The organism is uncultured Methylibium sp. (assembly GCF_902826655.1).
In the GTDB taxonomy this organism is placed as follows: domain Bacteria; phylum Pseudomonadota; class Gammaproteobacteria; order Burkholderiales; family Burkholderiaceae_C; genus Methylibium.
The window spans coordinates 1-25,620 of sequence record NZ_CADEFR010000003.1 but is presented as its reverse complement, the minus strand read 5'-3'; the positions used below and the strand labels follow the sequence as shown (position 1 = coordinate 25,620).

At 69.7% G+C, this 25,620-nt stretch carries 31 protein-coding genes and 1 pseudogene; 15 read left to right on the top strand and 17 right to left on the bottom strand.

What is annotated here, in order from left to right; genetic code table 11:
* Position 1: 1 nt before the first annotated feature.
* A complete protein-coding gene (apbC, locus tag QZV97_RS02270) occupies positions 2–1,099 on the bottom strand; it encodes an iron-sulfur cluster carrier protein ApbC (RefSeq protein ID WP_295637748.1) in 1,098 nt (365 codons plus the stop codon).
* A gap of 74 nt (positions 1,100–1,173) precedes the next feature.
* A complete protein-coding gene (locus QZV97_RS02265; protein ID WP_295637745.1) occupies positions 1,174–2,946 on the bottom strand; it encodes an ATP-binding protein in 1,773 nt (590 codons plus the stop codon).
* Positions 2,947–3,050: 104 nt separating this feature from the next.
* On the opposite strand from QZV97_RS02265, the gene metG reads away from it, so the two are divergent.
* The gene (metG, locus tag QZV97_RS02260) at positions 3,051–5,093 is read left to right on the top strand and encodes a methionine--tRNA ligase (protein ID WP_295637741.1); all 2,043 of its coding nucleotides are present in this window, start codon (positions 3,051–3,053) and stop codon (positions 5,091–5,093) included.
* Positions 5,094–5,111: 18 nt separating this feature from the next.
* Positions 5,112–6,824, top strand: a complete 1,713-nt coding sequence (locus QZV97_RS02255) for a SulP family inorganic anion transporter (RefSeq protein WP_295637738.1) — start codon at positions 5,112–5,114, stop codon at positions 6,822–6,824.
* A 13-nt stretch (positions 6,825–6,837) separates the two neighbouring features.
* Here the strand turns inward: QZV97_RS02255 and QZV97_RS02250 are convergent, their stop codons facing one another.
* Positions 6,838–8,352, bottom strand: a complete 1,515-nt coding sequence (locus QZV97_RS02250; protein WP_295637735.1) for a CYTH and CHAD domain-containing protein — start codon at positions 8,350–8,352, stop codon at positions 6,838–6,840.
* Between the two features lie 54 nt (positions 8,353–8,406).
* The gene (locus tag QZV97_RS02245) at positions 8,407–8,898 is read right to left on the bottom strand and encodes an outer membrane protein assembly factor BamE (protein ID WP_295637732.1); all 492 of its coding nucleotides are present in this window, start codon (positions 8,896–8,898) and stop codon (positions 8,407–8,409) included.
* 45 nt (positions 8,899–8,943) lie between these two features.
* Here QZV97_RS02245 and QZV97_RS02240 point away from each other — a divergent pair, with 45 nt between their 5' ends.
* From QZV97_RS02240 to QZV97_RS02185, 12 genes are all read left to right on the top strand, one after another.
* The gene (locus QZV97_RS02240) at positions 8,944–9,144 is read left to right on the top strand and encodes a DUF3460 family protein (protein WP_295637730.1); all 201 of its coding nucleotides are present in this window, start codon (positions 8,944–8,946) and stop codon (positions 9,142–9,144) included.
* 14 nt (positions 9,145–9,158) lie between these two features.
* Positions 9,159–10,004 (top strand): ScpA family protein, encoded by an 846-nt coding sequence (locus tag QZV97_RS02235; RefSeq protein ID WP_295637727.1) that lies wholly within the window; start codon positions 9,159–9,161, stop codon positions 10,002–10,004.
* Positions 10,005–10,421: 417 nt separating this feature from the next.
* Positions 10,422–11,066 (top strand): CPBP family intramembrane glutamic endopeptidase, encoded by a 645-nt coding sequence (locus QZV97_RS02230; protein ID WP_295637723.1) that lies wholly within the window; start codon positions 10,422–10,424, stop codon positions 11,064–11,066.
* Positions 11,067–11,132: 66 nt separating this feature from the next.
* Positions 11,133–11,981: a 3-methyl-2-oxobutanoate hydroxymethyltransferase gene (panB, locus tag QZV97_RS02225; protein ID WP_295637721.1), complete on the top strand. Its 849-nt coding sequence runs from the start codon at positions 11,133–11,135 to the stop codon at positions 11,979–11,981.
* A gap of 92 nt (positions 11,982–12,073) precedes the next feature.
* Positions 12,074–12,913 (top strand): pantoate--beta-alanine ligase, encoded by an 840-nt coding sequence (panC, locus tag QZV97_RS02220; protein ID WP_295637718.1) that lies wholly within the window; start codon positions 12,074–12,076, stop codon positions 12,911–12,913.
* A 164-nt stretch (positions 12,914–13,077) separates the two neighbouring features.
* Positions 13,078–13,500 (top strand): VOC family protein, encoded by a 423-nt coding sequence (locus QZV97_RS02215; protein ID WP_295637715.1) that lies wholly within the window; start codon positions 13,078–13,080, stop codon positions 13,498–13,500.
* A 45-nt stretch (positions 13,501–13,545) separates the two neighbouring features.
* A complete protein-coding gene (locus QZV97_RS02210; protein ID WP_295637712.1) occupies positions 13,546–13,905 on the top strand; it encodes a DUF1428 domain-containing protein in 360 nt (119 codons plus the stop codon).
* A gap of 10 nt (positions 13,906–13,915) precedes the next feature.
* Positions 13,916–15,472, top strand: coding sequence for an MFS transporter (locus QZV97_RS02205; RefSeq protein WP_295637709.1), 1,557 nt, complete (start codon positions 13,916–13,918; stop codon positions 15,470–15,472).
* Positions 15,460–15,894: a YciI family protein gene (locus QZV97_RS02200; RefSeq protein ID WP_295637706.1), complete on the top strand. Its 435-nt coding sequence runs from the start codon at positions 15,460–15,462 to the stop codon at positions 15,892–15,894. Before QZV97_RS02205 ends, QZV97_RS02200 begins: the two co-directional genes overlap by 13 nt.
* 22 nt (positions 15,895–15,916) lie before the next feature.
* On the top strand, positions 15,917–16,453 hold the full coding sequence (locus QZV97_RS02195; protein WP_295637703.1) for an SRPBCC family protein: 537 nt from the start codon (positions 15,917–15,919) through the stop codon (positions 16,451–16,453).
* A gap of 21 nt (positions 16,454–16,474) precedes the next feature.
* Positions 16,475–17,773, top strand: coding sequence for an RNA polymerase sigma factor (locus QZV97_RS02190; RefSeq protein WP_295637700.1), 1,299 nt, complete (start codon positions 16,475–16,477; stop codon positions 17,771–17,773).
* A gap of 78 nt (positions 17,774–17,851) precedes the next feature.
* Positions 17,852–18,208 (top strand): YciI family protein, encoded by a 357-nt coding sequence (locus QZV97_RS02185; RefSeq protein WP_295637697.1) that lies wholly within the window; start codon positions 17,852–17,854, stop codon positions 18,206–18,208.
* Positions 18,209–18,227: 19 nt separating this feature from the next.
* Here QZV97_RS02185 and QZV97_RS02180 read toward each other — a convergent pair whose 3' ends face one another.
* From QZV97_RS02180 to QZV97_RS02145, 8 genes are all read right to left on the bottom strand, one after another.
* Positions 18,228–18,635, bottom strand: a complete 408-nt coding sequence (locus QZV97_RS02180; protein WP_366558877.1) for a YdeI/OmpD-associated family protein — start codon at positions 18,633–18,635, stop codon at positions 18,228–18,230.
* Positions 18,636–18,809: 174 nt separating this feature from the next.
* Entirely contained in the window at positions 18,810–18,992 is a 183-nt protein-coding gene (locus QZV97_RS02175) for a hypothetical protein (protein ID WP_295637690.1), read from the bottom strand.
* 14 nt (positions 18,993–19,006) lie between these two features.
* Positions 19,007–19,471: a hypothetical protein gene (locus QZV97_RS02170; protein ID WP_295637687.1), complete on the bottom strand. Its 465-nt coding sequence runs from the start codon at positions 19,469–19,471 to the stop codon at positions 19,007–19,009.
* Between the two features lie 32 nt (positions 19,472–19,503).
* A complete protein-coding gene (locus tag QZV97_RS02165) occupies positions 19,504–19,914 on the bottom strand; it encodes a GNAT family N-acetyltransferase (protein ID WP_366558879.1) in 411 nt (136 codons plus the stop codon).
* A gap of 56 nt (positions 19,915–19,970) precedes the next feature.
* Entirely contained in the window at positions 19,971–20,492 is a 522-nt protein-coding gene (locus tag QZV97_RS02160) for a GNAT family N-acetyltransferase (protein WP_295637680.1), read from the bottom strand.
* Positions 20,493–20,508: 16 nt separating this feature from the next.
* Positions 20,509–20,826, bottom strand: coding sequence for a hypothetical protein (locus QZV97_RS02155; RefSeq protein ID WP_295637677.1), 318 nt, complete (start codon positions 20,824–20,826; stop codon positions 20,509–20,511).
* Positions 20,827–20,878: 52 nt separating this feature from the next.
* Positions 20,879–21,262 carry an MAPEG family protein gene (locus QZV97_RS02150; protein WP_295637674.1) on the bottom strand — a complete coding sequence of 128 codons (384 nt, stop codon included), beginning with the start codon at positions 21,260–21,262 and terminating at the stop codon, positions 20,879–20,881.
* Between the two features lie 103 nt (positions 21,263–21,365).
* Positions 21,366–22,385: a hypothetical protein gene (locus QZV97_RS02145; protein ID WP_295637671.1), complete on the bottom strand. Its 1,020-nt coding sequence runs from the start codon at positions 22,383–22,385 to the stop codon at positions 21,366–21,368.
* 188 nt (positions 22,386–22,573) lie between these two features.
* Between QZV97_RS02145 and QZV97_RS02140 the strand changes: the two genes are divergently transcribed.
* A complete protein-coding gene (locus QZV97_RS02140; protein ID WP_295637668.1) occupies positions 22,574–22,915 on the top strand; it encodes a YciI family protein in 342 nt (113 codons plus the stop codon).
* Positions 22,916–23,134: 219 nt separating this feature from the next.
* On the opposite strand, the gene QZV97_RS02135 is transcribed toward QZV97_RS02140, so the two are convergent.
* The 5 genes and pseudogenes from QZV97_RS02135 to QZV97_RS02115 all read right to left on the bottom strand — a co-directional run.
* Complete coding sequence (locus QZV97_RS02135; RefSeq protein ID WP_295637665.1) at positions 23,135–23,665, bottom strand: hypothetical protein; 531 nt, start codon at positions 23,663–23,665, stop codon at positions 23,135–23,137.
* Positions 23,666–23,831: 166 nt separating this feature from the next.
* The gene (locus QZV97_RS02130; protein ID WP_295637662.1) at positions 23,832–24,221 is read right to left on the bottom strand and encodes a hypothetical protein; all 390 of its coding nucleotides are present in this window, start codon (positions 24,219–24,221) and stop codon (positions 23,832–23,834) included.
* Between the two features lie 157 nt (positions 24,222–24,378).
* Positions 24,379–24,687: a hypothetical protein gene (locus QZV97_RS02125; protein ID WP_295637659.1), complete on the bottom strand. Its 309-nt coding sequence runs from the start codon at positions 24,685–24,687 to the stop codon at positions 24,379–24,381.
* 141 nt (positions 24,688–24,828) lie between these two features.
* Entirely contained in the window at positions 24,829–25,221 is a 393-nt protein-coding gene (locus QZV97_RS02120) for a nuclear transport factor 2 family protein (protein WP_295637656.1), read from the bottom strand.
* Positions 25,205–25,620: pseudogene (locus QZV97_RS02115) on the bottom strand (dihydrofolate reductase family protein); the annotation flags it as partial. The pseudogene QZV97_RS02115 and the gene QZV97_RS02120, both read right to left, overlap by 17 nt.

Below are 25,620 nucleotides of genomic sequence, written 5' to 3'. Positions count from 1 at the left end.
CTCAGGTGGTTTTGGAAATCGAGATCGTCGGGAACTTGGACGAGTAGTCCTTGGCCTTCTCGGCGATCTTGACGGCGATCTGGCGCGCGACGGCCTTGTAGATCGAGGCGATCTCGCCGTCCGGGTCGCTGACGACGGTCGGCCGGCCGGCGTCGGCCTGCTCGCGGATGCTCAGGTTCAGCGGCAGGCCGCCGAGGTAGGCGACGCCGTACTCCTCGCTCATCTTCCGGCCGCCGTCGGCGCCGAAGATGTGCTCGGTGTGGCCGCACTGGCTGCACACGTGCACCGCCATGTTCTCGACCACGCCGAGGATGGGCACGCCGACCTTCTCGAACATCTTCAGGCCCTTGCGCGCGTCGAGCAGCGCGATGTCCTGCGGCGTCGTGACGATCACCGCGCCGGTCAGCGGCACCTTCTGCGACAGCGTCAGCTGGATGTCGCCGGTGCCGGGCGGCATGTCGACGATCAGGTAGTCGAGGTCGCGCCAGTTGGTCTGCTTGAGCATCTGCTCGAGCGCCTGCGTGACCATCGGGCCGCGCCAGATCATCGGGTTGTCGGGTTCGATCAGGAAGCCGATCGACATCACCTGCACGCCGTAGTTCTCGAGCGGCTCCATGCTCTGGCCGTCGGCGCTTTCGGGCCGGCCCGAGATGCCCAGCATCATCGGCTGGCTGGGGCCGTAGATGTCGGCGTCCAGGATGCCGACGGACGCGCCCTCGGCGGCCAGCGCCAGCGCCAGGTTGACCGCGGTCGTGCTCTTGCCGACGCCGCCCTTGCCCGAGGCCACCGCGACGATGTTCTTGATGCGCGGCATCAGCTGCACACCGCGCTGCACGGCGTGCGGGATCACCTTGGTGGCGAGGTTGGCGCTGACGTTCTCGACCCCGGGCACGCTGCGCGCTGCGGCGATCAGCGCCTTGCGCAGCGCCGGGATCTGGCTCTTGGCCGGGTAGCCGAGCTCGACGTCGAAGGCCACGTCGCCGCCCTCGACCTTGAGGTTCTTCAGCTGCCGCGTCGACACGAAGTCGCGGCCGGTGTTGGGGTCGACGACCTTCGTCAGTGCGGCAAGCAGACCGGCATCGGTCAGGGACTGGGACATGAAAGCCTATGCAAGGGGGTTCACAACAGGCGGCGAGTCTAGCCGAGCGCCCCCCGCGAGCCGGCCCCCGCGCGCTACCGCCCCCCGGGCCGCAGGGGCAGGGAAATCCACAGCGCCGCGCCGCGCCCGTCCTGCGGGTCGCCGATGCCGATGCGCCCGCCGGTCCGCTCGACCAGCAGCTTGCAGATCGGCAGGCCCAGGCTGTTGCCGCGCCGCGTTCCGCCTTCGGCGTCGCCCGGCGCAAAAGGCTCGAACAGCCGCTCGGCGGCCGTCTCGGGCAGGCCGGGGCCGCTGTCGATGACCCAGACCACCGCCTCGTCCTCGCGCCGGCCGGTCACGATCTCGACCTCGCCGCCCAGCGGCGAGGCGTCGATCGCCCGCGTGACGAGCCGGTCCAGGGCCTGCGCCAGGTGCTCGGGGTCGGCCTGCACCGGCAGCGGCTCGCCGTCGCCCAGCAGCCGCAGCTCGATCTGGTGCCGCAGCGCGGCCGCGCGGCCGGCCTCGAGCGCGAGCCGTGCCGCCTGCCCCAGGTCCAGCGCCGCGATCGCCATCGGCTCCTCGCCGCTGCGCAGGCGCTCCATCTCGAGCAGGTCGTCGGTCAGCTGCAGCAGCCGTTCGCTGTCGCGGCGGGCCAGGCGCAGGCGCGCGTCGGCCGGAGTGTCCGACGGCCCGTCGATCGCGGCCAGCGCGTCGCGGATGCTGCGCAGCGGCTCGTTCAGCTCGCCGCGCACCGAGTCGATGAAGCCGCTCTTCAGGCGCTCGACGCGGTCGGTCTCGCTCAGGTCGCGGCACAGGCAGATGCCGATGCGGTCGCCCTCGACCTGCGTCTGCACCAGCGCGATCTCGAGCGGGAACTCGCCGTCGGGCTGGGGGCGCAGCCCGGTCACGGTGTCGCGCCGCGCGGTCCACGGCGCCGGCGACAGACCGTCGAGCTCGGCCTGCGGCTGGGTCACCGGCCAGTCCAGGTCCTCGGCCAGCGCCGGGATCAGCGCGGTGATCGGCTCGGTGCTGACGCTCTGCCGCGAGCGGCGGAACAGCAGCTCGCCGGCCGGATTGAGCCACTGGATCTTGCCCTGGGCGTCGAAGGCGATCACCGCGTCGTTGATGTGCTCGAGCAGCATGCGCAGCCGGCGCTGCGAATCCACCAGCTGCTCCTTGGCCACGCCGCGCTCGGTGGCCTCGCGTCGCAGCGCGCGGCTCGACTCGGTCAGCTGCGCGGTGAAGCCGCGCATCGCCAGCAGCGACACGATGCCCAGCAGCAGCGCCGCCGCGCCCGTCAGGATGAACAGCCGGCGGTTCGCGTCGATGCTCATCTGCAGCTGCGTCGCCAGCATGGACTGCTGGCCCGCGGCCACGTTCTGCAGGCCGGCGATCGTCGAGATCGCGCGCGCCCGCGTGTCCTCGGCCACGCGGTACAGCGACTGCACGTAGGCCGAGCCCAGGCGCTGGCCCTCGCCGCAGGCGCGCTGCAGCGGCTGGACGTAGAGCTGCTGCCACTCCTTCAGCAGGCCGTCGAGCGTGCCGATGCGCTGCAGCTGCGCCGCGTCGCCCGCCACCAGGCGCCGCAGCACGACCAGCGTGCCGGCCCAGTCGCCGGCGGCCGACGCGGCGGGCGCGCCCGGCATCGCGCCGCTGGCCGCGCACAGCGCCAGCGCCGCATCGGGCGTGACCTGGCGCTCCAGCGCCGCGAGCTGCGCCAGCAGCTTCTCGGCCTGCAGCTGGGCGCGCTGCGCGGTCTGCCACTCGCCGTAGCTGCGCCAGCTGAGGAACAGCAGCACGAACAGGCACAGCACCAGCGCGCCGAAGGCGAGCGGGAAGCGCCACGCGAGATGCGAACGTTCGGCCATCGACGGATTATGGGAGGGCGGGACCTACAATCTTTTCGCCATCTTCGACCTCGAGCCGCACCGGCTGCGGCGCCCACTCGCCCCTCGCTCCTCGTCCTTCGTCCATGCCGCGTCAGCTGTTCGTCACCACCGCCCTGCCCTACGCCAATGCGCCCTTCCACGTGGGGCACATGATGGAGTACATCCAGGCCGACATCTGGGTGCGCTTCCAGCGGATGCAGGGCCACGAGGTCCACTTCGTCTGCGCCGACGACGCGCACGGCGCGCCGATCATGATCGCGGCCGAGAAGGCCGGCAAGACGCCGCAACAGTTCGTTGCCGATATCGCCGCGGGCCGCAAGGCCTACCTCGACGGCTTCCACATCGGCTTCGACAACTGGCACTCGACCGACGGCCCCGAGAACCACCAGCTCGCGCAGGACACCTACCGCGCGCTGCGCAAGACCGGCCTGATCTTCACGCGCCCGGTCGAGCAGTTCTTCGACCCGGTCAAGCAGATGTTCCTGCCCGACCGCTACGTGAAGGGCGAGTGCCCGAAGTGCGGCGCGAAGGACCAGTACGGCGACAACTGCGAGGTCTGCGGCGCCGTCTACGCGCCCACCGAGCTGAAGAACCCGTACTCGACGCTGACCGGCGCCACGCCGGTGATGAAGACCAGCGAGCACCACTTCTTCCAGCTCAGCTCGCAGCGCTGCATCGACTTCCTGCAGGAATGGACGCAGACCCCGGGCCGACTCCAGCCAGAAGTGCTGAACAAGATCAAGGAGTGGTTCGTCACCGACGAGCAGGGCCACGGCGGCCTGGCCGACTGGGACATCAGCCGCGACGCGCCCTACTTCGGCATCGAGATCCCCGACGCGCCGGGCAAGTACTTCTACGTCTGGCTCGACGCACCGATCGGCTACCTCGCGTCGCTGAAGAACTACTTCGGCAAGATCGGAAAGGACTTCGACGCCTTCATGGCCGACCCGAAGACCGAGCAGGCGCACTTCATCGGCAAGGACATCGTCTACTTCCACACCCTGTTCTGGCCGGCGATGCTGCACTTCAGCGGCCGCAAGGTCCCCGACCACGTCTTCGTGCACGGCTTCATCACCGTCAGCGGCGAGAAGATGAGCAAGAGCCGCGGCACCGGCATCTCGCCGCTCAAGTACCTGGAGCTCGGCATGAACGCCGAGTGGCTGCGCTACTACATCGCGGCCAAGCTGAACGGCAAGGTCGAGGACGTCGACTTCAATCCGGACGACTTCGTGGCGCGGGTGAACAGCGACTTGGTGGGCAAGTACGTCAACATCGCGAGTCGGGCGGCAGGTTTCATCGCCAAGCGCTTCGGCGGCCGGCTGGCCACCAGCCGCTCGGCGGAAGCGGCGTCGCTGCTGCAGGCCTTGCAGGCGGCGCGCGACGGCATCGCGCAGCTCTACGACGATCGCGAGTACGGCAAGGCCTTGCGCGAGATCATGGCGCTGGCCGACCGCGTCAATGGCTACGTCGACACGCACAAGCCCTGGGACCTCGCCAAGCAGGCCGGCCAGGACACGCCCTTGCAGGAAGTCTGCAGCACCTGCATCGAGGCCTTCCGCCTGCTGACCATCTACCTCAAGCCCGTGCTGCCGGCGCTGGCTGCGCAGGTCGAAGGCTTCCTGCGCATCGAGCCGCTGCGCTTCGCGGATGCCGATCGGCTGCTCGGTGCGCACGACATCGGCAGCTATCAGCACCTCATGCAACGCGTCGACCCCAAGCAACTCGACGCCCTGTTCGAGCCCCCTGCCGTCGAGACCCCCAAGCCCGGCGGCGAGGATCTCGCGCCGACGATCACGATCGACGACTTCGCCAAGGTCGACCTGCGCCTCGCCAGGATCGTCGACGCGAAGCGCGTCGAGGGCAGCACCAAGCTGCTGCAGCTGACGCTCGATGTCGGCGAAGGCAGGACCCGCAACGTCTTCAGCGGCATCCAGTCGGCCTTCGCGCCCGAGGACCTGGTCGGCAAGTTCACGGTGATGGTCGCCAACCTCGCGCCGCGCAAGATGAAGTTCGGCCTCAGCGAAGGCATGGTGCTGGCCGCGTCGCACGCCGACGAGAAGTCGCAGCCCGGGCTCTACCTGCTGGAGCCCACGCCCGGCGCGGTGCCGGGCCTGCGCGTGCGCTGAGGCGCGCGGGACCCGCCGGTGAAGCTCCCGGACCGGGCCCTCGGCATCGAGCTGGCGCGCTTTCGGCCGCGTCTGCTCGACGACCTGGCCGGCTACGACCGTCGGCGCTTCGGCGCCGACGCGGGCGCCGGCATCACCGTCGCGATCGTCGCGCTGCCGCTGGCGATGGCCTTCGCCATCGCCAGCGGGCTCAAGCCCGAGCAGGGGCTCTTCACGGCGATCATCGCCGGGCTGCTGATCTCGCTGCTCGGTGGCTCCAGCGTGCAGATCGGCGGGCCGGCCGGCGCCTTCATCGTCATCGTCTACGGCATCGTCGAGCGCTACGGCCTGGCCAACCTGCTGATCGCGACCATGCTGGCCGGCGTGCTGCTGTTCGTGCTGGGCTGGCTCAAGCTGGGCGGCCTGGTGCGCTACATCCCGGTCGCCATCGTCATCGGCTTCACCAACGGCATCGCCGTGCTGATCGCGCTGTCGCAGCTGAAGGACCTGCTGGGCCTGACGACGCCCAAGCTGCCGGCCGACTTCTTCAGCCAGATCGGCGTGATGGCGCGCCACCTGGACAGCTTCAACCCCTGGGCCTTCGCGATCGGTGTGCTGTGCTTCGGCGGCCTGATGCTGTGGCCGCGGCTGTGGCGGCGCGACACCGGCTCCGCGCTGCCCGGTGCGCTGGTCGACAGCGGGGCGGGCCGCGTCGCCGCGCGCCTGCCGGGACCGATCGTCGCGCTGGTCACGCTGACGCTGGGTGCGCTGCTGCTGCACCTGCCGGTCGAGACGATCGGCTCGCGCTTCGGCGCGATCCCGCAGGCGCTGCCGCGCTTCGACTTCCCCGAGTTCAACTGGGCCACCGCCAAGCTGCTGTTCGTGCCGACGCTCACCATCGCGCTGCTCGGCGCGATCGAGTCGCTGCTGTGCGCGCGCATCGCCGACAACCTGGGTCCGCAGCGCCGCCACGACCCGAACCAGGAGCTGATGGCCCAGGGCATCGCCAACTTCGTGACGCCGTGGTTCGGCGGCATGCCGGCCACCGGCACCATCGCGCGCACCGCGACCAACGTGCGCGCCGGCGCCACCAGCCCGGTGGCCGGCATCGTGCACGCGCTGGTGCTGCTGGCCATCGTGCTGGTCGCCGCGCCGCTGGCGGTGCACGTGCCGCTGGCGGCGCTGGCCGGCATCCTGCTGTACGCGGCCTGGAACATGGGCGAGTGGCACGAGTTCGCGCGGCTGCGCCACTTCAGCCTGTCCTACCGCGTGATCCTGCTCGGCAGCTTTGCGTTGACGGTGATCTTCGACCTGACGGTGGCGGTGGAGGTCGGGCTGGTGCTGGCCTGCGCCTTCTTCATCGTCCGCATGAGCGCGCTGTTCCGCGTCGATCCGCTGCCCGAGTCGCCGCCGGGCATCGCGGTGCGCCGGCTCTACGGCGCGCTGTTCTTCGGCGCGGTGACCAAGATCGAGGCGCTGGCCGACGAGTTGCCGGCCGGCACGCGGGTGCTGGTGCTCGAGATGCACCGCCTGATCTCGCTCGACGCGAGCGGCCTGGAAGCGCTGTCGCAGCTGCACCGCACGCTGCAGCGACGCGGCATCGCGCTGCTGCTGTGCGAGGTCAACGAGCAGCCGCTCGAGAAGCTGCGCCGCAGCGGCTTCGCCACGGGCCTGGGCGACGCCCACATCGCCGCGAGCCTGGCCGATGCGCTGGCGCGCGCGGCGCCGCTGGCCGACGCGGCCGGCCGCTGAGCCGGCGCGAGGCTCAACGCCAGAACGGCTCGGCCTTGCGCAGGCCCTGCAGCGCTGCGGCGCCCTCGGCCAGCGTCATGTCGCGCCGCGCGGCCAGCCAGCCCAGTGCGAACCAGGCCTGCGGCACACCGTCGGTGAGCGACTTGCACGCCGCCTGGGCCACGCAGACGTCGTTGAACTCGCCCAGCCGCTCCTGCGCGGCGCGCAGCGGCGCCATGTAGCGCTCGACCGCACGCCTCGGGAACAGCGCCGCGCTGAACTCGGCCGCGTAGCGCAGCCGCTTGACGCGCTTGCGCAGTCGATGCCGGGCCTCGTCGTCCAGTGTGTCGAAGCGCTTCGCGTCGCGGCGCACCCGGGCATGCCAGTCGTCCAGCCGCTCGGCGGCGAGGTCCGTCAAGGCGGCGTCGCTGTTCACCGCGCCGACGAACTGCTGCATCTCGGCGGCGTAGGCCAGCAGCTCGACCAGCACGATGCCGGGGTCATGCAGGGCCTGACCGGTCCAGTCGGGCGCGTGCGCCATCGGCCAGACCATGGACGGCAGCCCCTGGGCCGCGAGCGCCGCGTCGATCGCGGGCTGCAGGCCCCCGGCCAGCGCGTCGCGGTCGCGCGTCGCGCCGAGCGCGCGGAACAAGGCCGCGACCGCCTCGCTCCACGGCGCCTCGGGCACGCCGGGCCAGCCGGCGAAGAAACGCTCGGCCGAGCGCAGCCGCCGCAAGGCCACGCGCAGCTGGTGCAGGTGCTCGGCACGGCCGCTGCCGCCGGCGACCTCGCTCCAGTTGGGCAGGGCCTGCGCCAGCCCCTGGCGCAGCACGGTCGCCCAGGCTTGGACGGGCGCCATGTCCTTGCGCAGGCGCACCGCCTCGGCCTTGACCGCCGGCACCTGATCGCCGGCCGCGATGCCGCGTGCCAGGCGGTCGCCGCGCTCGGCCTTGGTCCGCGTGTCGAGCCACAGCCCGTGGGCACGCGCGAAGCGGCGCGCGACCTCGGCCACGGCGACCGGGCTGCCGCCCAGCAGCTCGACCTCGAGCTCGCAGGCCGGCCAGCGGCGCAGCCTGCCGTCGGGACCGTCGGCGACGATCTCGCCGCGGTCGAGCGCCAGTTCCACCGTGCCGCGCCGGCTGCGCAGCGGCCGCGCCAGGCGCGTCACGTCGGTCCGGTACAGCGGCAGCAGCGCGGGCGCCACCTCGCCGTCGCGCGGCTCCAGCGCGGCGGCCAGCGCCCGGCCGATCGGCGCGACGGCGTGCAGCGCGGGATCGAGCGCGGGCGGCACGCCGGCCGGCACGCGCAGCTCGACGTTGTGCTCGCCGCGCGCCATGCCGTGCGCCGGACCGACCTTGAGCGTCTGCACCCAGCGCCGGCCTTCCTTGCGCAGCCGCAGCGCAATGCCGGCGGCCGCCAGGCGGCGGTCGGCGGTGTCGAAGTAGATCGCCTGCAGGCGCTGCCGCCGCGCGCCGGCCGTACCGACCGCGCGCGCCACGGCAGCAACCGCGGACGGGGGAATGGCCAGCTTGAGTTCGATCTCGGTCACCGACTCACTATGGCACGCGCATGTGACAGTGACGGTTCGGTGACGGCGGCCGCCTCAATAGCCCCCTTGCTGGATCTCGCGCGGGTCGATGGCGCTGGCGGCGTGCAACACGCGCCCCTGCGCATCGAAGGTGGCGCTGAACATCATCCCCTGCTGGCCGTCGCGCCAGCGCCAGTCCCAGACGCTCTCCTGCTTGAGCGGGAACTCCCACTCCTTGGCCGGCTTGCCCAGCAGGCGGCGCACTTCCTCGCGCGTCATGCCGGGCCGGACCCTGGCGAAGTACGGCGGCGCCAGCACCTGGCGCAGCGCGCTCATCACGCCGTCCGGGCCGATCGTGATCATGTAGTTGGCCGTGCCCTCGGGCTGGCGGGTGTATTCCAGCGTGCGCGCGCCGCCGGGCTCGGCATGCACGGCCAGCGGCTCGCCGAAGGCGGCGCGCACCTGCGCCTCGGTCGAGACGCCCTCCTCGAGCTTCGCGATCCGGTTCTGGTCGCAAGCCGCCAGCGCCAGCAGTCCCAGGCCCAGGACGATCCCCCATAGCCGCATGGCCACCCCCGGTAAAATGCCGGCTCGACTCTAAGCCCACCCGCCATGCCGCTGTTCTGGAAGCCCTACCGGTCGGACGTGACCGACTTCATCGCGACGCTGAAGCAGCGCGACCCGAAGCTCGAGGAAAAGCAGCGCCAGGGCCGCGCCCTGCTGTGGGACCGGCCGCAGGACCTGCAGACGACGGCCGAGCAGCGCGAGTCGCGCGTGCCGCAGCAGCCCTACGTCTACCAGACCAAGGGCTGAGCTTGTCGGCGTCGATGCCCTCTGCGGCCGGCGAGGCCGTGCTGCCCCCGCCCGTGGCCCCGGTCCCCGAGACCGTGGACCAGATCGCGCTGGCGCGCCTGTACGGCGAGCCGCTGTTCGCGCTGCCGACCGACCTGTACATCCCGCCCGACGCGCTGGAGGTCTTCCTCGAGACCTTCGAGGGCCCGCTGGACCTGCTGCTCTACCTGATCCGCAAGCAGAACTTCAACATCCTCGACATCCCGATGGCGGATGTCACGCGCCAGTACCTGACCTACGTCGACCAGATCCGCAGCCGCAACCTCGAGCTGGCGGCCGAGTACCTGCTGATGGCGGCGATGCTGATCGAGATCAAGTCGCGCATGCTGCTGCCGCCCAAGCGCAGCGAGGAAGGCAAGGAGCCCGAGGACCCGCGGGCCGAACTGGTGCGCCGCCTGCTCGAGTACGAGCAGATGAAGGGGGCCGCCGCGAAGATCGACGCGCTGCCGCTGCTGGGCCGCGACTTCCTGCGCGCGCAGGTGCACGTCGAGGCCTCGCTGCAGCCGCGCTGGCCCGAGGTGGCGGTCGACGAGCTGCGCGAAGCCTGGCTCGACATCCTCAAGCGCGCCCGGCTGGTGCAGCACCATCACATCACGCGCGAGGAGCTGTCGGTGCGCGAGCACATGAGCATCGTCCTCAAGCGCCTGCAGGGCCGCCGCTTCGCACTGTTCGAGGACCTGTTCGACGCCCGCCGCGGCCCGCAGGTCGTCGTCGTGACCTTCATCGCGATGCTCGAGCTGGCGCGCGAGCACCTGATCGAGGTCACGCAGGCCGAGGCCTTTGCGCCGCTGTACGTGCGGCTCGCCTACACCCCCAGCTGATTGCGACGCGACTTGCGATTGACGCCCGCTCCGCGTCACGGCCGCCTGCTAGCCGCCGCCCAAACGAAGCGCCACAACCTGTAAGGTCTTACACGTTTGAGTCGAAAGACTTGAGACAGCTTACGTGATCAATCACGATCGCAATCACGTGGTCGGGCGCGACGTTACAGCGCCTCATGACGAACGGGAGATGCAAATGGATTGCAATGAAGAGACGGGGACCAAAGCCCGTGATCTCACACCGGAGGAGTGCAAAGCTGTTGGCGGAGGGATGGCACTTGCCCCTGTTCCCGCCATCTACAAGGCGGCGAAGGAGTCCACAGGTGGCAACGGAGACATGAGTAGTTGGGGATGCCCGTAGCTTGAACTTGAAGCAGTGTGATGCTGCGGCATCACCCTGCCACGACGAGGAATCTTTTGGAACTGACGCTGGTTGTGCTCTTGCTCTGGCTGTTCCAGCAGGCTATGCACACCCAGTTCGATGCGCTCGGCTCGGCGGCTCTCTACGGATCCCTTTTCGCGGGGCTGCTGCAGTTGATGGCGTTGCGCCACTTCCGTGCCGATCTGCCTGTCGTTGCACGCGATTCACTGACTCACATCCCGCCGCTTCGGTTGAGCTTGGGCTGGATCGTCTTCTGCGTTCTGGCTTTGGCCTTGCTCCAAGTCATGGCGTTCCTGCACCTTCCCACGTCAGTCGAGGTAGCCCGCGAGTACCGGCCCTACGCAGCGCACTGGGTCGGCTGGTTGACGATCTGTCTGGTCCTGCCGCTCGTCGAGGAGATCGTGTTTCGCGCGTGTGCGATGGGGCTCCTGTTGCGTCGGATGAGCAAGACTCCCGCCGTCGCGCTCGCCGCGGCGGCGTTCGCATGTGTTCACTTGAGCGATCCAGTTCACGCCTGCGTCGCGTTCGTTGGAGGCCTCGTTCTCGGGTTTGCCTACCTGCAAACCCGGTCGGTCCTTCCCGGCTACATCGCCCACGCAATCAACAACGCAGTCGCGTTAGGCGTCCTCGGCCTGCACGCGCAAGAGCAGAAGCTGCCTGCGATGCTCGTCGGTGCGTAGCCGTTGGCTCCATGCGGGCGGCCGGTGATGGCTAGAATCCGCCGCCCCAGCGTCGAAAGCCCCTCGATGAGCAGCCACGCCTCGCCCGCACAAGCCAACGCCGCCGCTCCGGCGCGCAAGCCGGTCACGCTGCACACGCTGCGCGAGATGCACACGCGCGGCGAGAAGATCGCGATGCTGACCGCCTACGACGCCAGCTTCGCGGCGCTGGTCGACGCCGCCGGCATCGACTGCATCCTGATCGGCGACTCGCTCGGCATGGTGCTCAAGGGCCAGCCCAGCACGCTGTCGGTGACCATGGAGCAGATCGGCTACCACACGCGCAGCACCGTGCGCGGCAACCGATCGGCCTTCGTCATCGCCGACATGCCCTTCGGCAGCTACCAGGAGAACCCGGTCCAGGCGCTGCGCAACGCCGGCACGCTGATGGCCGCCGGCGCGCAGATGGTCAAGCTCGAGGGCGGCGGCTGGACGCCCGAGACCGTGCACTTCCTGGTCGAGCGCGGCGTGCCGGTGTGTGCGCACCTCGGCCTCACGCCGCAGAGCGTGCACGCGCTCGGCGGCTACCGCATCCAGGGCAAGGACCCGGCGGGCGCCGAGACGCTGCGCCGCCACGCCAAGGCCCTGGCCGATGCCGGTGCCGCGATGATGGTGCTGGAGCTGATGCCCTCGGCCGTCGCGAAGCAGGTGCAGGCCGACAACCCCGGCCTGATGACCATCGGCATCGGCGCCGGCGCCGCCACCGCCGGCCAGGTGCTGGTGCTGCACGACATGCTGGGCGTGTCGCGCGGCAAGCTGCCGCGCTTCGTCCGCAACTTCATGGAAGGCGCCACCTCGATCGAGGACGCGGTGCGCCGCTATGTGGCGGCCGTCAAGGACGGCAGCTTCCCGGATGAAGCGACCAATGCTTACTGAACTCATGCCTTACCTGCGAGCCGTTCACCCTAAGCCTGTCGAAGGGCCGCGCCAGGCTTCGACAAGCTCAGCCCGAACGGTGCGGAGCTGACATGCGCGTCGTCCACACCATCGCTGAACTGCGCCAGGCCCTCGCCGGGGCCAAGGCGCCGGCCTTCGTGCCGACCATGGGCAACCTGCACGAGGGCCACCTCGCGCTGGTCAAGCTGGCGCGCGAGCAGGGCGGCCCGGTGGTCGCCAGCATCTTCGTCAACCGCCTGCAGTTCGCGCCGCACGAGGACTTCGACCGCTACCCGCGCACGCTGGAGCGCGACTGCGAGCTGCTCAAGGGCGTGGGCTGCAACGTCGTGTTCGCGCCCGACGAGGCCGAGCTCTACCCCGAGCCGCAGACCTACAAGGTGCTGCCGCCGCCCGAGCTGGCCGACATCCTGGAAGGCCAGTTCCGGCCCGGCTTCTTCACCGGCGTGTCGACGGTGGTGATGAAGCTCTTCCAGTGCGTGCAGCCGCGCGTGGCGGTGTTCGGCAAGAAGGACTACCAGCAGCTGATGGTGCTGCGCGGCCTGGTGCGGCAGTTCGCGCTGCCGATCGAGATCGTCGCCGGCGAGACGGCCCGCGCCGACGACGGCCTGGCGCTCAGCTCGCGCAACGGCTACCTCGGCGAGGCCGAGCGTGCCGAGGCGCCGCAGCTCGCGGCCGCGCTGCGCAAGATCCCGGCCGGGCTCGAGTACGGCGAGCGCGATCTCGCCGCGATCGAGCAGCGCGCGATGGACGGCCTGCGCACGCGCGGCTGGGCGCCCGACTACGTGGCCCTGCGCCGCCGCAGCGACCTGCAGCCGCCGACGGCCGAGCAGATCGACGCGAAGGAGCCGCTCGTCGTGCTGGCGGCGGCCCGGCTCGGCAAGACGCGCCTGATCGACAACCTGGAGATCTGACCCACCGGGTCTGATCTCCAGCTTGCGGCGCCCACCACGAGCGCCGGCATCACCGCCCGCCGGCCAGCGAAACAACCCGTTACACCTGCACCGGTCGACCCTGTCGATCCGCCGTGCTCTCCTTCGTCGTGTCGGTACACGCCACTCACGACGAAGGAGCCGCCATGCTGATCCAGGCCTACCTCACCTTCAACGGCAAGACCGAGGAAGCGGTGGAGTTCTACCGCCGCGCGCTCGGCGCCGAGCTCGAGATGCTGATGCGCTTCAAGGAGGCGCCGGACCCGCCGCCGCCCGGCATGATCCCCGCCGACTGGGGCGACAAGGTCATGCACGCCTCGATCACCGTCGGCGACCAGCGGATCATGATGTCCGACGGCTGCAGCAACGAGGCCGGCGCGCCCTTCCAGGGCTTCTCGCTGGCCGTCAGCGTGACCGACATCCCCAGTGCCGACCGCGTCTTCGCTGCGCTGTCCCAAGGCGGCAGCGTGACGATGCCGCAGGGCGAGACCTTCTGGTCACCGCGCTTCGGCATGCTGACCGACCGCTACGGCGTCGCCTGGATGGTCATGGTCTCGCCGCCGATGTGAGCCCGCCCCGACCCGACACCCGCACCCCACCCCGAGGAGACCCCCATGAGCTACGTCGATGGATTCATCGTGCCCGTCCCCACCAAGAACCTGGAGGCCTATCGCCGGCTGTCGCGCAAGGCCGGCAAGATCTGGCGCGAGTTCGGCGCCCTCGAGTACATCGAGTGCGTGGCCGACGACGTGAAACCCGGCAAGTGGACCTCGTTCCCGCAGGCCGTGAAGCTGAAGAAGGGCGAGACGGTCGTCTTCTCGTGGATCGTCTACAAGTCGCGCAAGCAGCGCGACAAGATCAACGCGAAGGTCATGGCCGATCCGCGCCTGGAGTCGATGATGAACCCCAAGGCCATCCCCTTCGACGGCAAGCGGATGATCATGGGCGGCTTCAAGACCTTCGTCGACGTCTGAGCGGGCCGGCATGTCGCAGACTCCCGCCCCGGCGCGCGCCGGCCGCCGCGAATGGACCGGCCTGGCCGTGATCGCACTGCCCTGCATGCTCTATTCGATGGACCTCACGGTCTTGAACCTGGCGGTGCCGGCGCTCAGCCGCGAGCTGGCGCCGAGCGCGTCGCAGCTGCTGTGGATCATCGACATCTACGGCTTCATGGTCGCCGGCATGCTGATCACGATGGGCACGCTGGGCGACCGCATCGGCCGGCGGCGCCTGCTGCTGATCGGCGCGGCCGCCTTCGGCGTGGCCTCGGTGCTGGCGGCCTTCGCGACCAGCGCCGAGGCGCTGATCGCGATGCGCGCCCTGCTGGGCATCGCCGGCGCGACGGTGGCGCCGTCGACGCTCTCGCTGATCCGCAACATGTTCCACGACCCGGCCCAGCGCACCACCGCGATCGGCATCTGGGTGTCGAGCTATTCGCTCGGCGCGGCCGTCGGCCCGCTGATCGGCGGCCTGCTGCTCGAGTGGTTCTGGTGGGGCTCGGTGTTCCTCATCAACGTGCCGGTGATGTTGCTGCTGCTGGCGGTCGGCCCCTGGCTGCTGCCCGAGTTCCGCGACCCGTCGGCGCGCCGGCTCGACGTGGCCAGCGCCGCGCTCTCGCTCGCCGCGGTGCTGGCGCTGATCCACGGCCTCAAGCGCCTGGCCGAGCACGGCCTCGCGATCGAGCCGCTGCTGGCGATCGGCGCCGGGCTGGCGCTCGGTGCCGTCTTCGTGCGGCGCCAGCGCCGCCTGGACGACCCGCTGATCGACCTGCGGCTGTTCCGCGTGCCGGCCTTCAGTGCGTCGCTCGCGATCTACCTGCTGGCCTGCCTGGCGATGTTCGGCGTCTACATCTTCATCGCGCAGTACCTGCAACTGGTGCTGGGGCTGACGCCGCTGCAGGCCGGCATGGCCACCGTGCCGTGGGCGCTGGCCTTCGTCGCCGGCTCGATGGCGACGCCCTGGCTGCGGAAGCGCGGGTCGTCGGCCGGTGTCGTCGCCGGCGGTCTGCTGCTCGCCGCGGCGGCCTTCGCGATGCTGTCGCAGGCCCCGGTGCGCGAGGGCCTGCCGCTGATGATCGTCGCCAACGTGCTGATGTCGCTGGGCCTCGCGCCGGTCTTCACGCTCGCGACCGACCTGGTCGTGGGCTCGGTCCCGCCCGAGCGCGCCGGGGCCGCGTCGGCGATCTCGGAGACCAGCTCCGAGTTCGGCGGCGCGCTCGGCGTCGCCGTCTTCGGCAGCCTGGGCACCGCCATCTACCGCGGCGCGATGGCCGGGTCGCCGGCGCCGCTGTCGCCGCAGGCACTGGAGGCGGCGCGCGCCACGCTCGGTGGCGCCGCGTCGGCGGCCGGCCAGCTGTCGGCCAGCGACGGTGCGGCGCTGCTCGACGCCTCGCGCGCCGCCTTCATGCAGGGCCTGGAGCTCAGCGCCCTGGGAGGCGCCGCGCTGCTGCTGGCCTCGGCCCTGCTGGCCTGGTCCACCCTGCGCGCGCCACCGCGCACCGAACCCGCAACACTGTCAGGAGAACTGCCATGCGATTCATGATGCTGATGATCCCCGAGGGCTACGCGGCCGCGGCCCCCGATGCCGTGCAGACGCTCGACCCCGAGCGCGTCAAGGCGATGATGAAGTTCAACGAGGACCTGCAGAAGGCCGGCGTGCTGCTCGCGCTCGACGGCCTGCACCCGCCCGCGACCGGCGCGCGCGTGTCGTTCAAGGGCGGCAAGGCCAGCGTCAAGGACGGCCCCTTCGCCGAGGCCAAGGAGGTGCTGGGCGGCTACTGGATGATCCAGGTCAAGTCGCGCGACGAGGCCATCGCCTGGGCCAGCCGCTGCCCCGGCGCCGACAACGAGATCATCGAGGTGCGCCAGGTGCAGGAGTTCGCCGACTACACCCCCGAGGTGCAGCAGGCCGCGGCCGGCTTCGACGAGATGCTCGCGCAGTCGGCCCACCGGCCTAAGCAGTAAGACCCCTTCCCCGGAGACCCCCATGCTCAAGTTCATCGCCTACGCCGCCGTCGTCGTCGTGGCCCTGCTGGCCGCGCTGCTGATCGTCGCGGCGACGCGGCCCGACAGCTTCCGCGTGCAGCGCAGCCTCACCATCCAGGCGCCGCCCGAGAAGATCTTCCCGCTGATCGACGATCTGAAGGGCTTCGCGAGCTGGTCGCCCTACGAGAAGAAGGACCCCGCGATGAAGCGCAGCTTCGCCGGCCCGGCGGCCGGCCCGGGCGCGACCTACGCCTGGGACGGCAACAAGGACATCGGCCAGGGCAGCCTGGCGATCACCGAGTCGCAGTCACCGTCGCGCGTGCTGATGCGGCTCGACTTCCTGCGCCCCTTCGAGGCCCACAACTTCGCCGAGTTCACGCTCGTGCCGCGCGGCAGCGCGACCGAGGTCACCTGGGCGATGTACGGGCCCAGCCCCTACATTTCGAAGGTGATGGGACTGGTGTTCGACTTCGACACGATGGTCGGCAAGGACTTCGAGGCCGGGCTCGCCGACCTGAAGGCCGCGGCCGAGAAGTGAAACGATGAAGGGACGCTCCGCGTGACGCAGGCCGACGCCACCCACCGCGCGATCGAGGCGGTCTGGCGCATCGAATCGGCCAAGCTGATCGCTGCGGTCGCCCGGATGCTGCGCGATGTCGGACAAGCCGAGGAACTGGCCCAGGACGCGCTGGTCGCCGCGCTCGAGCAGTGGCCGCTCAAGGGCCTGCCCGACAACCCGGCGGCCTGGCTCATGACCACCGCCAAGCGCCGCGCCATCGACGTGCTGCGCCAGCGCCGCATGGCCGACGACAAGCACGAGGCGATCGGCCTCGATCTCGAGGCCCTGGGCGAGGCCTTCGTGCCCGACTTCAGCGACAGCCTCGACGACGACATCGGCGACGACCTGCTGCGGCTGATCTTCACCGCCTGCCACCCGGTGCTGTCGACCGAGGCGCGCGTCGCGCTGACGCTGCGGCTGCTGGGTGGCCTGTCCACCGGCGAGATCGCGCGCGCCTTCCTCGTGCCCGAGCCGACCATCGCGCAGCGCATCGTGCGCGCCAAGCGCACGCTGTCCGAGGCGCGCGTGCCCTTCGAGATGCCGCAGGCGGCCGAGCGTGCCGAACGCCTGGGTTCGGTGCTCGAGGTCATCTACCTCGTCTTCAACGAAGGCTACTCGGCCACCGCCGGCGACGACTGGATGCGCCCCGGCCTGTGCGAGGACGCCATGCGCCTGGGCCGCGTGCTGGCCGAGCTGACGCCCGACGAACCCGAGGTCCAGGGCCTGCTGGCGCTGATGGAGATCCAGGCCTCGCGCACCGCGGCGCGCACCGACGCCAAGGGCAACCCCATCCTGCTGCCCGACCAGAACCGCGCGCGCTGGGACCCGCTGCTGATCCGCCGCGGCCTGGCCGCGCTGGCGCGCGCCGAGGCGCTGACCGCCCACGAGGGCTACGGCCCCTACGCGCTGCAGGCCGCGATCGCCGCCTGCCACGCGCGCGCGCTGACGGCCGACGACACCGACTGGCCGCGCATCGCCGCGCTCTACGACGCACTGTCGCAGCTGGCGCCGTCGCCGGTGGTCGAACTCAACCGCGCGGTGGCGCTGGCGATGGCCTTCGGCCCCAGCGCCGGGCTGGAGCTGGTGGATGCGCTGCGCGAGGAACCCGCGCTCGCCCACTACCACCTGCTGCCCAGCGTGCGCGGCGACCTGCTGGTGCGCCTGGGCCGCCATGCCGAGGCACGCGCCGAGTTCGAGCGCGCCGCCGCGCTGACGCGCAACGAGCGCGAGCGCGTCTTCCTGCTGTCGCGCGCGGCCGACTGCCGGCGTGTCGTCGAGCCGCCGGCCTCGCTCCAGTGACAGCCCCTGCCATGACATCCCAGGTCATCGCGGGGACAAGGCGACGCCCCTAAGATCGCCGCTCCACGGGAGAACACGATGGCCTACATGCTGATGGTGATGGAGCCGCGCGACCAGCGGCCCAGCCGCTCGCCTCAAGAGGGCGAGGCGCTCTACGACCGGATGGTGAAGTGGGGGCAGCAGCTTGCCGCCCGCGACTTGCTGGTGGCGAGCGAGTCGCTGCGTTCCGACCAGCACGGCGTGCGCGTCGCGATCCGCGGCGGCAAGCGCCTGATGACCGACGGCCCCTTCACCGAATCGAAGGAGATGGTCGGCGGCTTCTACCTGCTGACCTGCCAGACGCGCGACGAAGCCATCGCCCTGGCCGCCGAATGCCCGGCCGCCGAGTGGGCGACGATCGAGGTGCGCGAGGTGGCGCCCTGCTTCGCGGGCTGAGCGCTGCCGTGCCGGCCGGCTAGAGCCGCAGCCCGCTCGCCGACGCCTCGATGAGCCGGGCCAGGCGGGCCTGCCGCGTCTCGGGCCGCTTGGCGCTCACCACGTGCCAGGCGGCCAGGTGGCGGTAGCCCGGCGGCTGAGCCTCGAAGAACTTCCAGGCCTTGCGGTGCTTCCTGAATTCGGCCTCCTGGGCCGGGTCCAGCTCGGCGCGACGGGCCTGCTCGTAGGCGTAGATGCGCGACTTGTCCTCGCTGCGCCGCGCAAGGCCTCCAGCCCGGCCGGCGTCATGCGGCCGGCCGCCTGCAGCGCGTGCACCTTGTCGATGTTGATGGCGCTCCAGGTCGAGGTCGGCTTGCGCGGCGTGAAGCGGATCTTGTAGGCGTCGTCGTCGATGCGCGTGCGCACGCCGTCGATCCAGCCGAAGCACAGCGCCTCGTCCACCGACTCCGACCAGGTCATGCTGGGGCGCCCGCTGCCGCGCTTGTAGAAGCCGACAACGAGCTCCGGCTCGGTGCGGCCGTGTTGCTCAAGCCAGGTGCGAAACCGCGCGGGCGTTTCGAAGAAGGTGGGCATCGCTCTGATCGCACGCCGGGCCGTCCGCTCAGCGCGCCTGCGCGGCCAGCCGTGGGCACAGCATGATCGGCACCGAACCGGTGATCTGCTCCGTCAACCGTTGCGCACCCGGTCGCACCGAAAGGTGTCCCTTTGCCCGGTGGCCCGGCACGATCCGCATCAGCGCGACGGACGTCACGACAGATGTGGGGCAGGACGAGGCATCGACCATGAGAGACCTCCGCTTCAGGAAGCATCGGCAGAAGGGCACGCGCGCCGATGCGCCGACAGGATGGCATCCCCCGCAGCACCACGTATCGAAATCGCGGTCCAGTGATTGCGCACGCGGACGACCACAAAGCGCCAGAAGAGGAAGCGTCTCAGCTCGACAGACTCCACCTCGCGCCAAGGCACGAACAGCGGTGGACTCATCAGTCTGAATAGGAAGAAGATGGCGAGCCCGAACCCCGCGTCGTTCACCGTGACGAACAGACAACCTCCGTAGCTGACCGGGAACCAGCGCATTCCCATCGACCCGGAGACGAAACGAAAGCGCTGGCCATCGACGCGCCCATCAGCGCGTACGTGGCCGGCCAGGCTCGACCACCCACTCATCATCGCGAGCAGACTGGTGATGCCGACCCACATCGTCGCGAACAGCAGAAGTAGCCACTGCGGTTCCATCAGCTCGGCGGGTAGGAACTGCTGCATGTCATGCTTGGGGTAGTCAGGGGGTTTGGGCTTCAGTACGCGCCGGAGCCCGGCGCGATGTCGAAATGCAGCACGTCCTCGCGCACGCCGAGCTTGGTGTACAGCGCGATCGCCGCATCGTCGCCCGGGTCGGCCTGGACGAAGCCGACGTCGACGCCGTGCTCGGCGGCGTGGCGCTTCAACCGCTCGATCAGCGCCGTCGCGACGCCCCGGCGTCGATGCGCTTCGGCGACCGTCAGGTCGTAGATGTAGAACTCCGAGCGCGCCTGCTCGAACTTGGGCAGCACGTAGCCGGCCAGCCCGCCGGCCACATTCGTGCCCGCGAGCGCCGCAATGGCCACGAATCCGGGGCTTGCAAGCAGCCGGCCCAGGTAGGCATCGTCGGGCTGGCGCGACTCGCAGGTCGGCCGGTCATCGAAGGCGCCGCCGAACATCGACGGCATGGCGCGCAGCGTGGTCGTGTCGGTCGCTCCAAGGATGCGGACGTCGAACGGCGCGCTCATCGGGGGCGTCGGTAGCGGCTCACCTTCTGCGGCGTGCCCTGGAACGTCCGCGCCTCGTCGCACTCGTGCACGAAGCCGGCACGCTCCAGCGTGCGGCGAGAGGCCCGGTTGGACGCCGCGGTGACGGCCAGGAGCGAGGGCAGGCCGTAGGCCCGGCCGATGGCGTCGCAGGCGGTGACCAGCGCCTCGACGCCGTAGCCCTGCCCCCGCGCCGCCTCGGCGATGGCGAACGAGACCTCCACCTCGTCGTCCAGCGGACTGAAGCCCACATGCCCCAGCAGTTGCCCCGATGCGCGGTGATCGACGGCCAGCACGTAGGGCCCCTGGCCCGGATCGCCGGGCCGGGCATAGCAGGCGATCAGGAAGTCCAGCGCGGCCCGGGCCTCGTCGAGATCCGCGTACACGTGCGACGGCAGCCACTGGCGCGTCGACGGCTCGGCGTTCAGGGCAAGGATCTGCGGCGCGTCGTCGGGGACGAAGGGGCGCAGCAGCAGGGAGGGGGTGGTGATCGGGCTCATGGATCGCCAGAGACACCTACTTCAGGCGATGCCAGCGCAAGGGCTTGGCCGTCCGATCCCGCTCGATGACGCCCTTCGCCTCAAGGTCGAGCTGAACGCACTTGATCCACCACCCCGCCTTGGCGCCGCCTGGGAACTCTTCTTCCGGCAGGTGGGCCGGCACGGCCTGCAGCATCTCGGCCTGCGTGAGACCCGGCTTCCTGGCGGGCAGCGCCTTCAGGAGGGCGCGCCGCGCGGCCTCGTACTTGATGCCGTCGACCTGGCTGGTCGAGCCGGGCACGTTGATGTTCTCGACCGTCACGCGCGGCCGCTTGGGTGGTGCTGGTGCTGCCATGGGAACCTCCTGTCGTCGCTGCGCATCCGCGATGCACCGGACGGCACGGGCCTCACCCCAGCGCGCGCGCCAGTGCCACGCATCCCAGCCAGCCGATTGCAAAGAGGGTGAGGATCATTCCATACCCTCGGCCGTCGCCCCAACCCTTGCGTGCAACCACGTAGGCATGCAGCAGCCTCCCCGCGACGAGTGCGCAGCCCCCGACCAGAAGGACCCACCTGGGCGCGCCGGTTGCCTCGGCCGCAGCCAGGGCGAGCAAGGCGATGGGTACGTTCTCGGTGAAGTTGCCGTGCGCGCGCATCTTTCGCAGGAGGGCGGCGTCTCCGCCATCGAAGAAATGGATGCCGGTCCTTGCCCTGTGGTAGCCGACCATGACCGTCAGCGGAATGTGCAACAGGGCCATGATCCCGACGAACGCGGCGGTGGTGTTGAGCATGGGGGCTCCAGGAGTCGGTTGGTGTGGGGCCAAGTGAGGCTTGCTCACGTCGATGCCGGCGTCGGGCTTCACGCCGTCACAGTGTCGTGGTGTACCGGCATCGTCAGAAGGCGCCGCGCTCGGGCTCGCCGTGCCAAACCTCAGGCCGTGGCGCCCATGCCGAGTCTGGCTCTCGCTCGAGGACAGCGCAAACGGCAATGCCCAGATCGACGTCCAGGTTTTCCCTCGCGGACCAGGCTGCGGCATCTGCCAGGTCGGCGGCCAGGGCGAACCGGCGGAACCGGTCCCAGTCGGCCGAAAACTGGGACACAAGGAGCCGCGCCAGGTCGTAGGACAGCTCGTTGCCTTCGTCGTTGCGGAGGAAGGACTTGCCCGACCAGAACTCCTGGATCTCTTCCGGCCCCCAGAACTTGCGATGACGAGCATGCAGCTGCCGTGGATTCGCGGGCGCTTGCGGCGGAGGGCAGAGCCTCGACTCGGTGTTGACCGCCAGGCCCTCGTTGAGCCACGCCGGGATCGGCAAGTGAATCAGGCAAGCATGCGTCAGTTCATGCGCGATGACCGGCTCCACAGAGCGCAGATCCGCCTGGACAGTGACGAAGTGGCCGCAGCCCTTGTTGATGTACATGCCGCTGCTGCCGGCGAACTCCCCACTCTCCGGGTAGTAGTGCGACACGTACCGGTAGTAGGACTCGTCTTCCTCGAAGACGATCAGGATGTCGTGCCCCCACGCGGGCGTGGTAGCGACTCCATCCAGCAGCCGCATGACTCGCTGCGCCGTCTTGTTGACGAAAGCCAGCGTTGCTTCGGCCACGTTGGCAGGCTGCGCCGAGACCAGGATGGCGGAACCTTGCGACCGCAAACGGTAAGCGTCGCCCAAGGCCAGGCACAGATGCCCCAGCCATGCACGTTCGCACGAAGACCAGGCTTCGGCCTTGGCCGATTCGCCCGGCACGCTCTCGATCCAGCGTTGCACCGCGTCCCAATCCAGCACAGGAAACCCGTCGGCTTCAGCGAGTGACGCCGCCAGATCGAAGGGTGCCGCGCCTGGCGCGTCGATCTCGGCCGGCGCCGCCGCAGCCGCGTCGGTCCCGTCGGCCGATCGATCCTTCAGGGAAGGCATCCAGGACTTCAGAAGCTCAAGCACGATATAGAGGCCGGGTGTACCGGACAAGGTCGACGTTCGAGAACCGTGGTGACGCAGGGGTGCGCCCGCGCCGCAAGCGCGTGACCAGTGACTGCTGTGGCTGCCTTGGGCAAGAATGAAGAGTGACCATTCTGGGCCCGACACCCGGTCGAAGGAGCGATGCGATGCCCCGGTACCTGATCTCGTTCGACGACGGCTCCATGAACCACATTGCCGAAGCGGACTTGCCGGCGGTTGGCGAAGCTTCCCACGCGGTGGTTCGCGAGGCAAAGGCGGCGGGGGTCTGGATCTTCGGCGGCGGGGTCCTCCGCCAGCAGGCGGCCATCGTTGCAACGGACGGGACCGTTTCGGACGGCCCGGTGCCGGAGAGGAAGGCGGTTGTGGGCGGGTTCTCGATCATCGAGGTGCCTTCCCGAGAGGACGCGCTCGCCTGGGCGGCCCGAATCGCGAAAAGCTGTCGGTGCGCGCAGGAGGTTCGCGAGATCATGTTCGACCCGGAGTCCTGATCGAACCTGACGAAGCCTGGACTGGGGCCTGGCGGTGCCGGCCCGCACGAACCACGACAAGGCCACTGGCTGCCGCACCGGCTTGATGAAGCCGAAGTCGAAGTTCGGAAACGGCCGGACGAGACCGGCGAGCAGCCGGAGGTAGGGAGGGGTTGGTTCCCGGCAGCATGCATGCAGCGTGCCGGGGTGGTCAATTGATCAGCGTTGCCTGAGGTCGCACTACCAAGTGCGAACGAAGCGAAAGCCATCCTTGTCAGACCCTTCCCGATATCCCATGCACTCCAGGGTCTGGTCCTCTGGCTTGCGCTCGACGAAGGCCGACAACGCGCGCGAACCGGGACCAGCGACCTTGCCGGCTGCTGACCTGAACAGGTGCTGCTGGTGTACCCCAAGTAGGGCCGCAGCGTGCCAGACGACTGGCATGACAAGCATCCCCTCTCGGTCGTTGTCTCGAGCCGCTGCAGCGAGCCCCACGGCAACAGCGGCCTCTGCAAGCGCCGAGGGCCGCTTCGTGCGCACGGCGAGCGCAGCCTGTCGTTCCGCGAACCCCAGAAGGATGGAAGCTCCTTGATCGGGAAGGCAAGCGATCAGCGCCTGTTCGTCAGCTTCGGACTCCTGGTAGGAGCGCACGATGGTCTGAACGAAAGCGTCCAGGTCGTGCGGGATAGGACGAGGCAGGTAGGCATCGAAGGTACCGCTGGTGAGCCGCCGGCAAAACTCTTCCAGGAGATCGGGTAGGGTCTGCAACATGTTGATGTGCGGCCTAACAGGCTGTTGAAACTCTCCTCGCGTCACTGCTGATGCGCGAGCGCCGCGCGGGCCTCGTCGAGATCGGCGTACGCGTGCAACGGCAGCCAGCGGCGCGTCGGCGATGCATGGGCACGGAGGGCGTCCGCAGGCCGCACCGCGAACGACTTCAGGGACCGAAGACCTTGTTGCAGCGCCGGCAGATCCACTGGCGCTCCCACTCGCTGTGCTTGCGAAAGTACTTCGGCAGGGCCACGAGTCGCCAGACGAACAGCAAACCGAAGGCGACCGTTATCCATCCGAGGACCGCCAGCGCCGTGGAGCCCCGCATCGCCGAGATCCCGTCGATCACGAGGTAGGCGACACCGACCGCTGCTGCCGTGCCGCCCGTCTCCTTCAGCCAGGGCGAAGGAGGCGCTGCACGCTGCGCGAAGCTCGACACCGTCGTGACGGTGCCCGTGGTCCCGTCGTTGGCACGTACGGTGGCGGTGCTCTTCCCTTGCTCATAGGCCGCCTCGCACTTCAGCGTATCGCTCGACTGGCAGCTGGGGCATTGCATGGGACGTTCCTCCTACCAAGACCCATAGACAGGAGGCGGCGCCTCGACCGTGTGGCCCGTCGGGCCGCTTCGGCACCGATGCTACGGCCTCGATGGCGCCCCAGGAACCCCCTCCTTCTCGCCTTGCCGCGAGAGCCTGGTCGGCAAGGACCGGCGCTCAGCCCGGTCGCGTCTCCATCGGCGGCGGGGGCGTCGTCTGCGACGCTGCATCTGCCCTGCGTCGGCGCAGGCGGACGGCGATCTGCGCGGCCGCGAGCAACAGGAAGCCGATCGCCGGCAGGCCCCAGACGAACGCCGAGTCGGTGACCACGACCTGGGCCTCGGCGTCGTAGTGCCGCCCGAGCTCGTTGAAGTCGACGCGGAGGTAGAGGTCGACCCAGAGCCAGAAGAAGAACGCGGACGCGGCGAGCGACAGCACGACGCCTGTCGAGAACACGCGCGTCGGCGGATTGGCGGTCTTGCTCATCGGCTTACCGCATCAGAACGAGTCGCAAACCTGCTCGATCCGCAGGCCGCGGTCCAGCGACCCGCGGCGTGATCGAGCACGGCCGGCGTGGCCTGGGCGGGTCTGCTGGAAGGAAGGGTCGCACGTCACCGCCTTGCCCTGCTAGAACATCGTGTTCGAGTGCCTGGATTCGCTGGGGACGACCTGCAGCACGTCCCAGTGCTCGACGATCTTGCCGTCGTCGTCGAAGCGAAAGATGTCGATGCCCGCCCAGTCCTTGTTTGGGTCGGTGGGCCACAGCTGCTGGCAGTGCAGGACGACCAGAGGCCCTTCTGCCACCGACCGCTTGAAGAACACCTGCTTGCCCGGGTAGTCCTTCGCCATGCGCTCGAAGTACTCGATGAAGGCCGCCTTGCCGTCGGCGACGTGAGGGTTGTGCTGCGTGTAGCTTGCGCCGACATAGCGTTCGACCGCCTCGCGCGGCCTGCACTGATTGAACATGAGGTCATAGAACGCCATCGCGTTCTTGCGGTTCTCATCAGGGGTGTGGGGCATGACGCGACCTCCGGTTCAACGAGCGCGCCGGTAGTGCATGGCGACCGCGCCGCTGCGGAGCGACTTCGCCGAGATCAACTCGAGCCGTCGCGTGCGGCGCAACTCGCTCTCGTACAGGCTTGCCAGCGATGTGGTGGCTGTTGGTCCACGGGAAGTCCTTGCGCGTCGAGGACACCACGTACTTCGGCTTGGCCTCCAGCTTGACCGTCCACTCGCGCAGCGCCGGCGGTGCCTTAGCGTCGCCGCGGGCGACCGCCGGCCAGTGGCTCTCCATCATCTCGTAGGTGACGCGACCCCACAGCATCGCCCCACCCTCGTCCATGAGGCGGGTGAAGAAGGCGTGAGTCTCGTCGTCGGCGATTCCTTCCTGGTGGTCGACGCAGCCGTCCAGGGTGACGT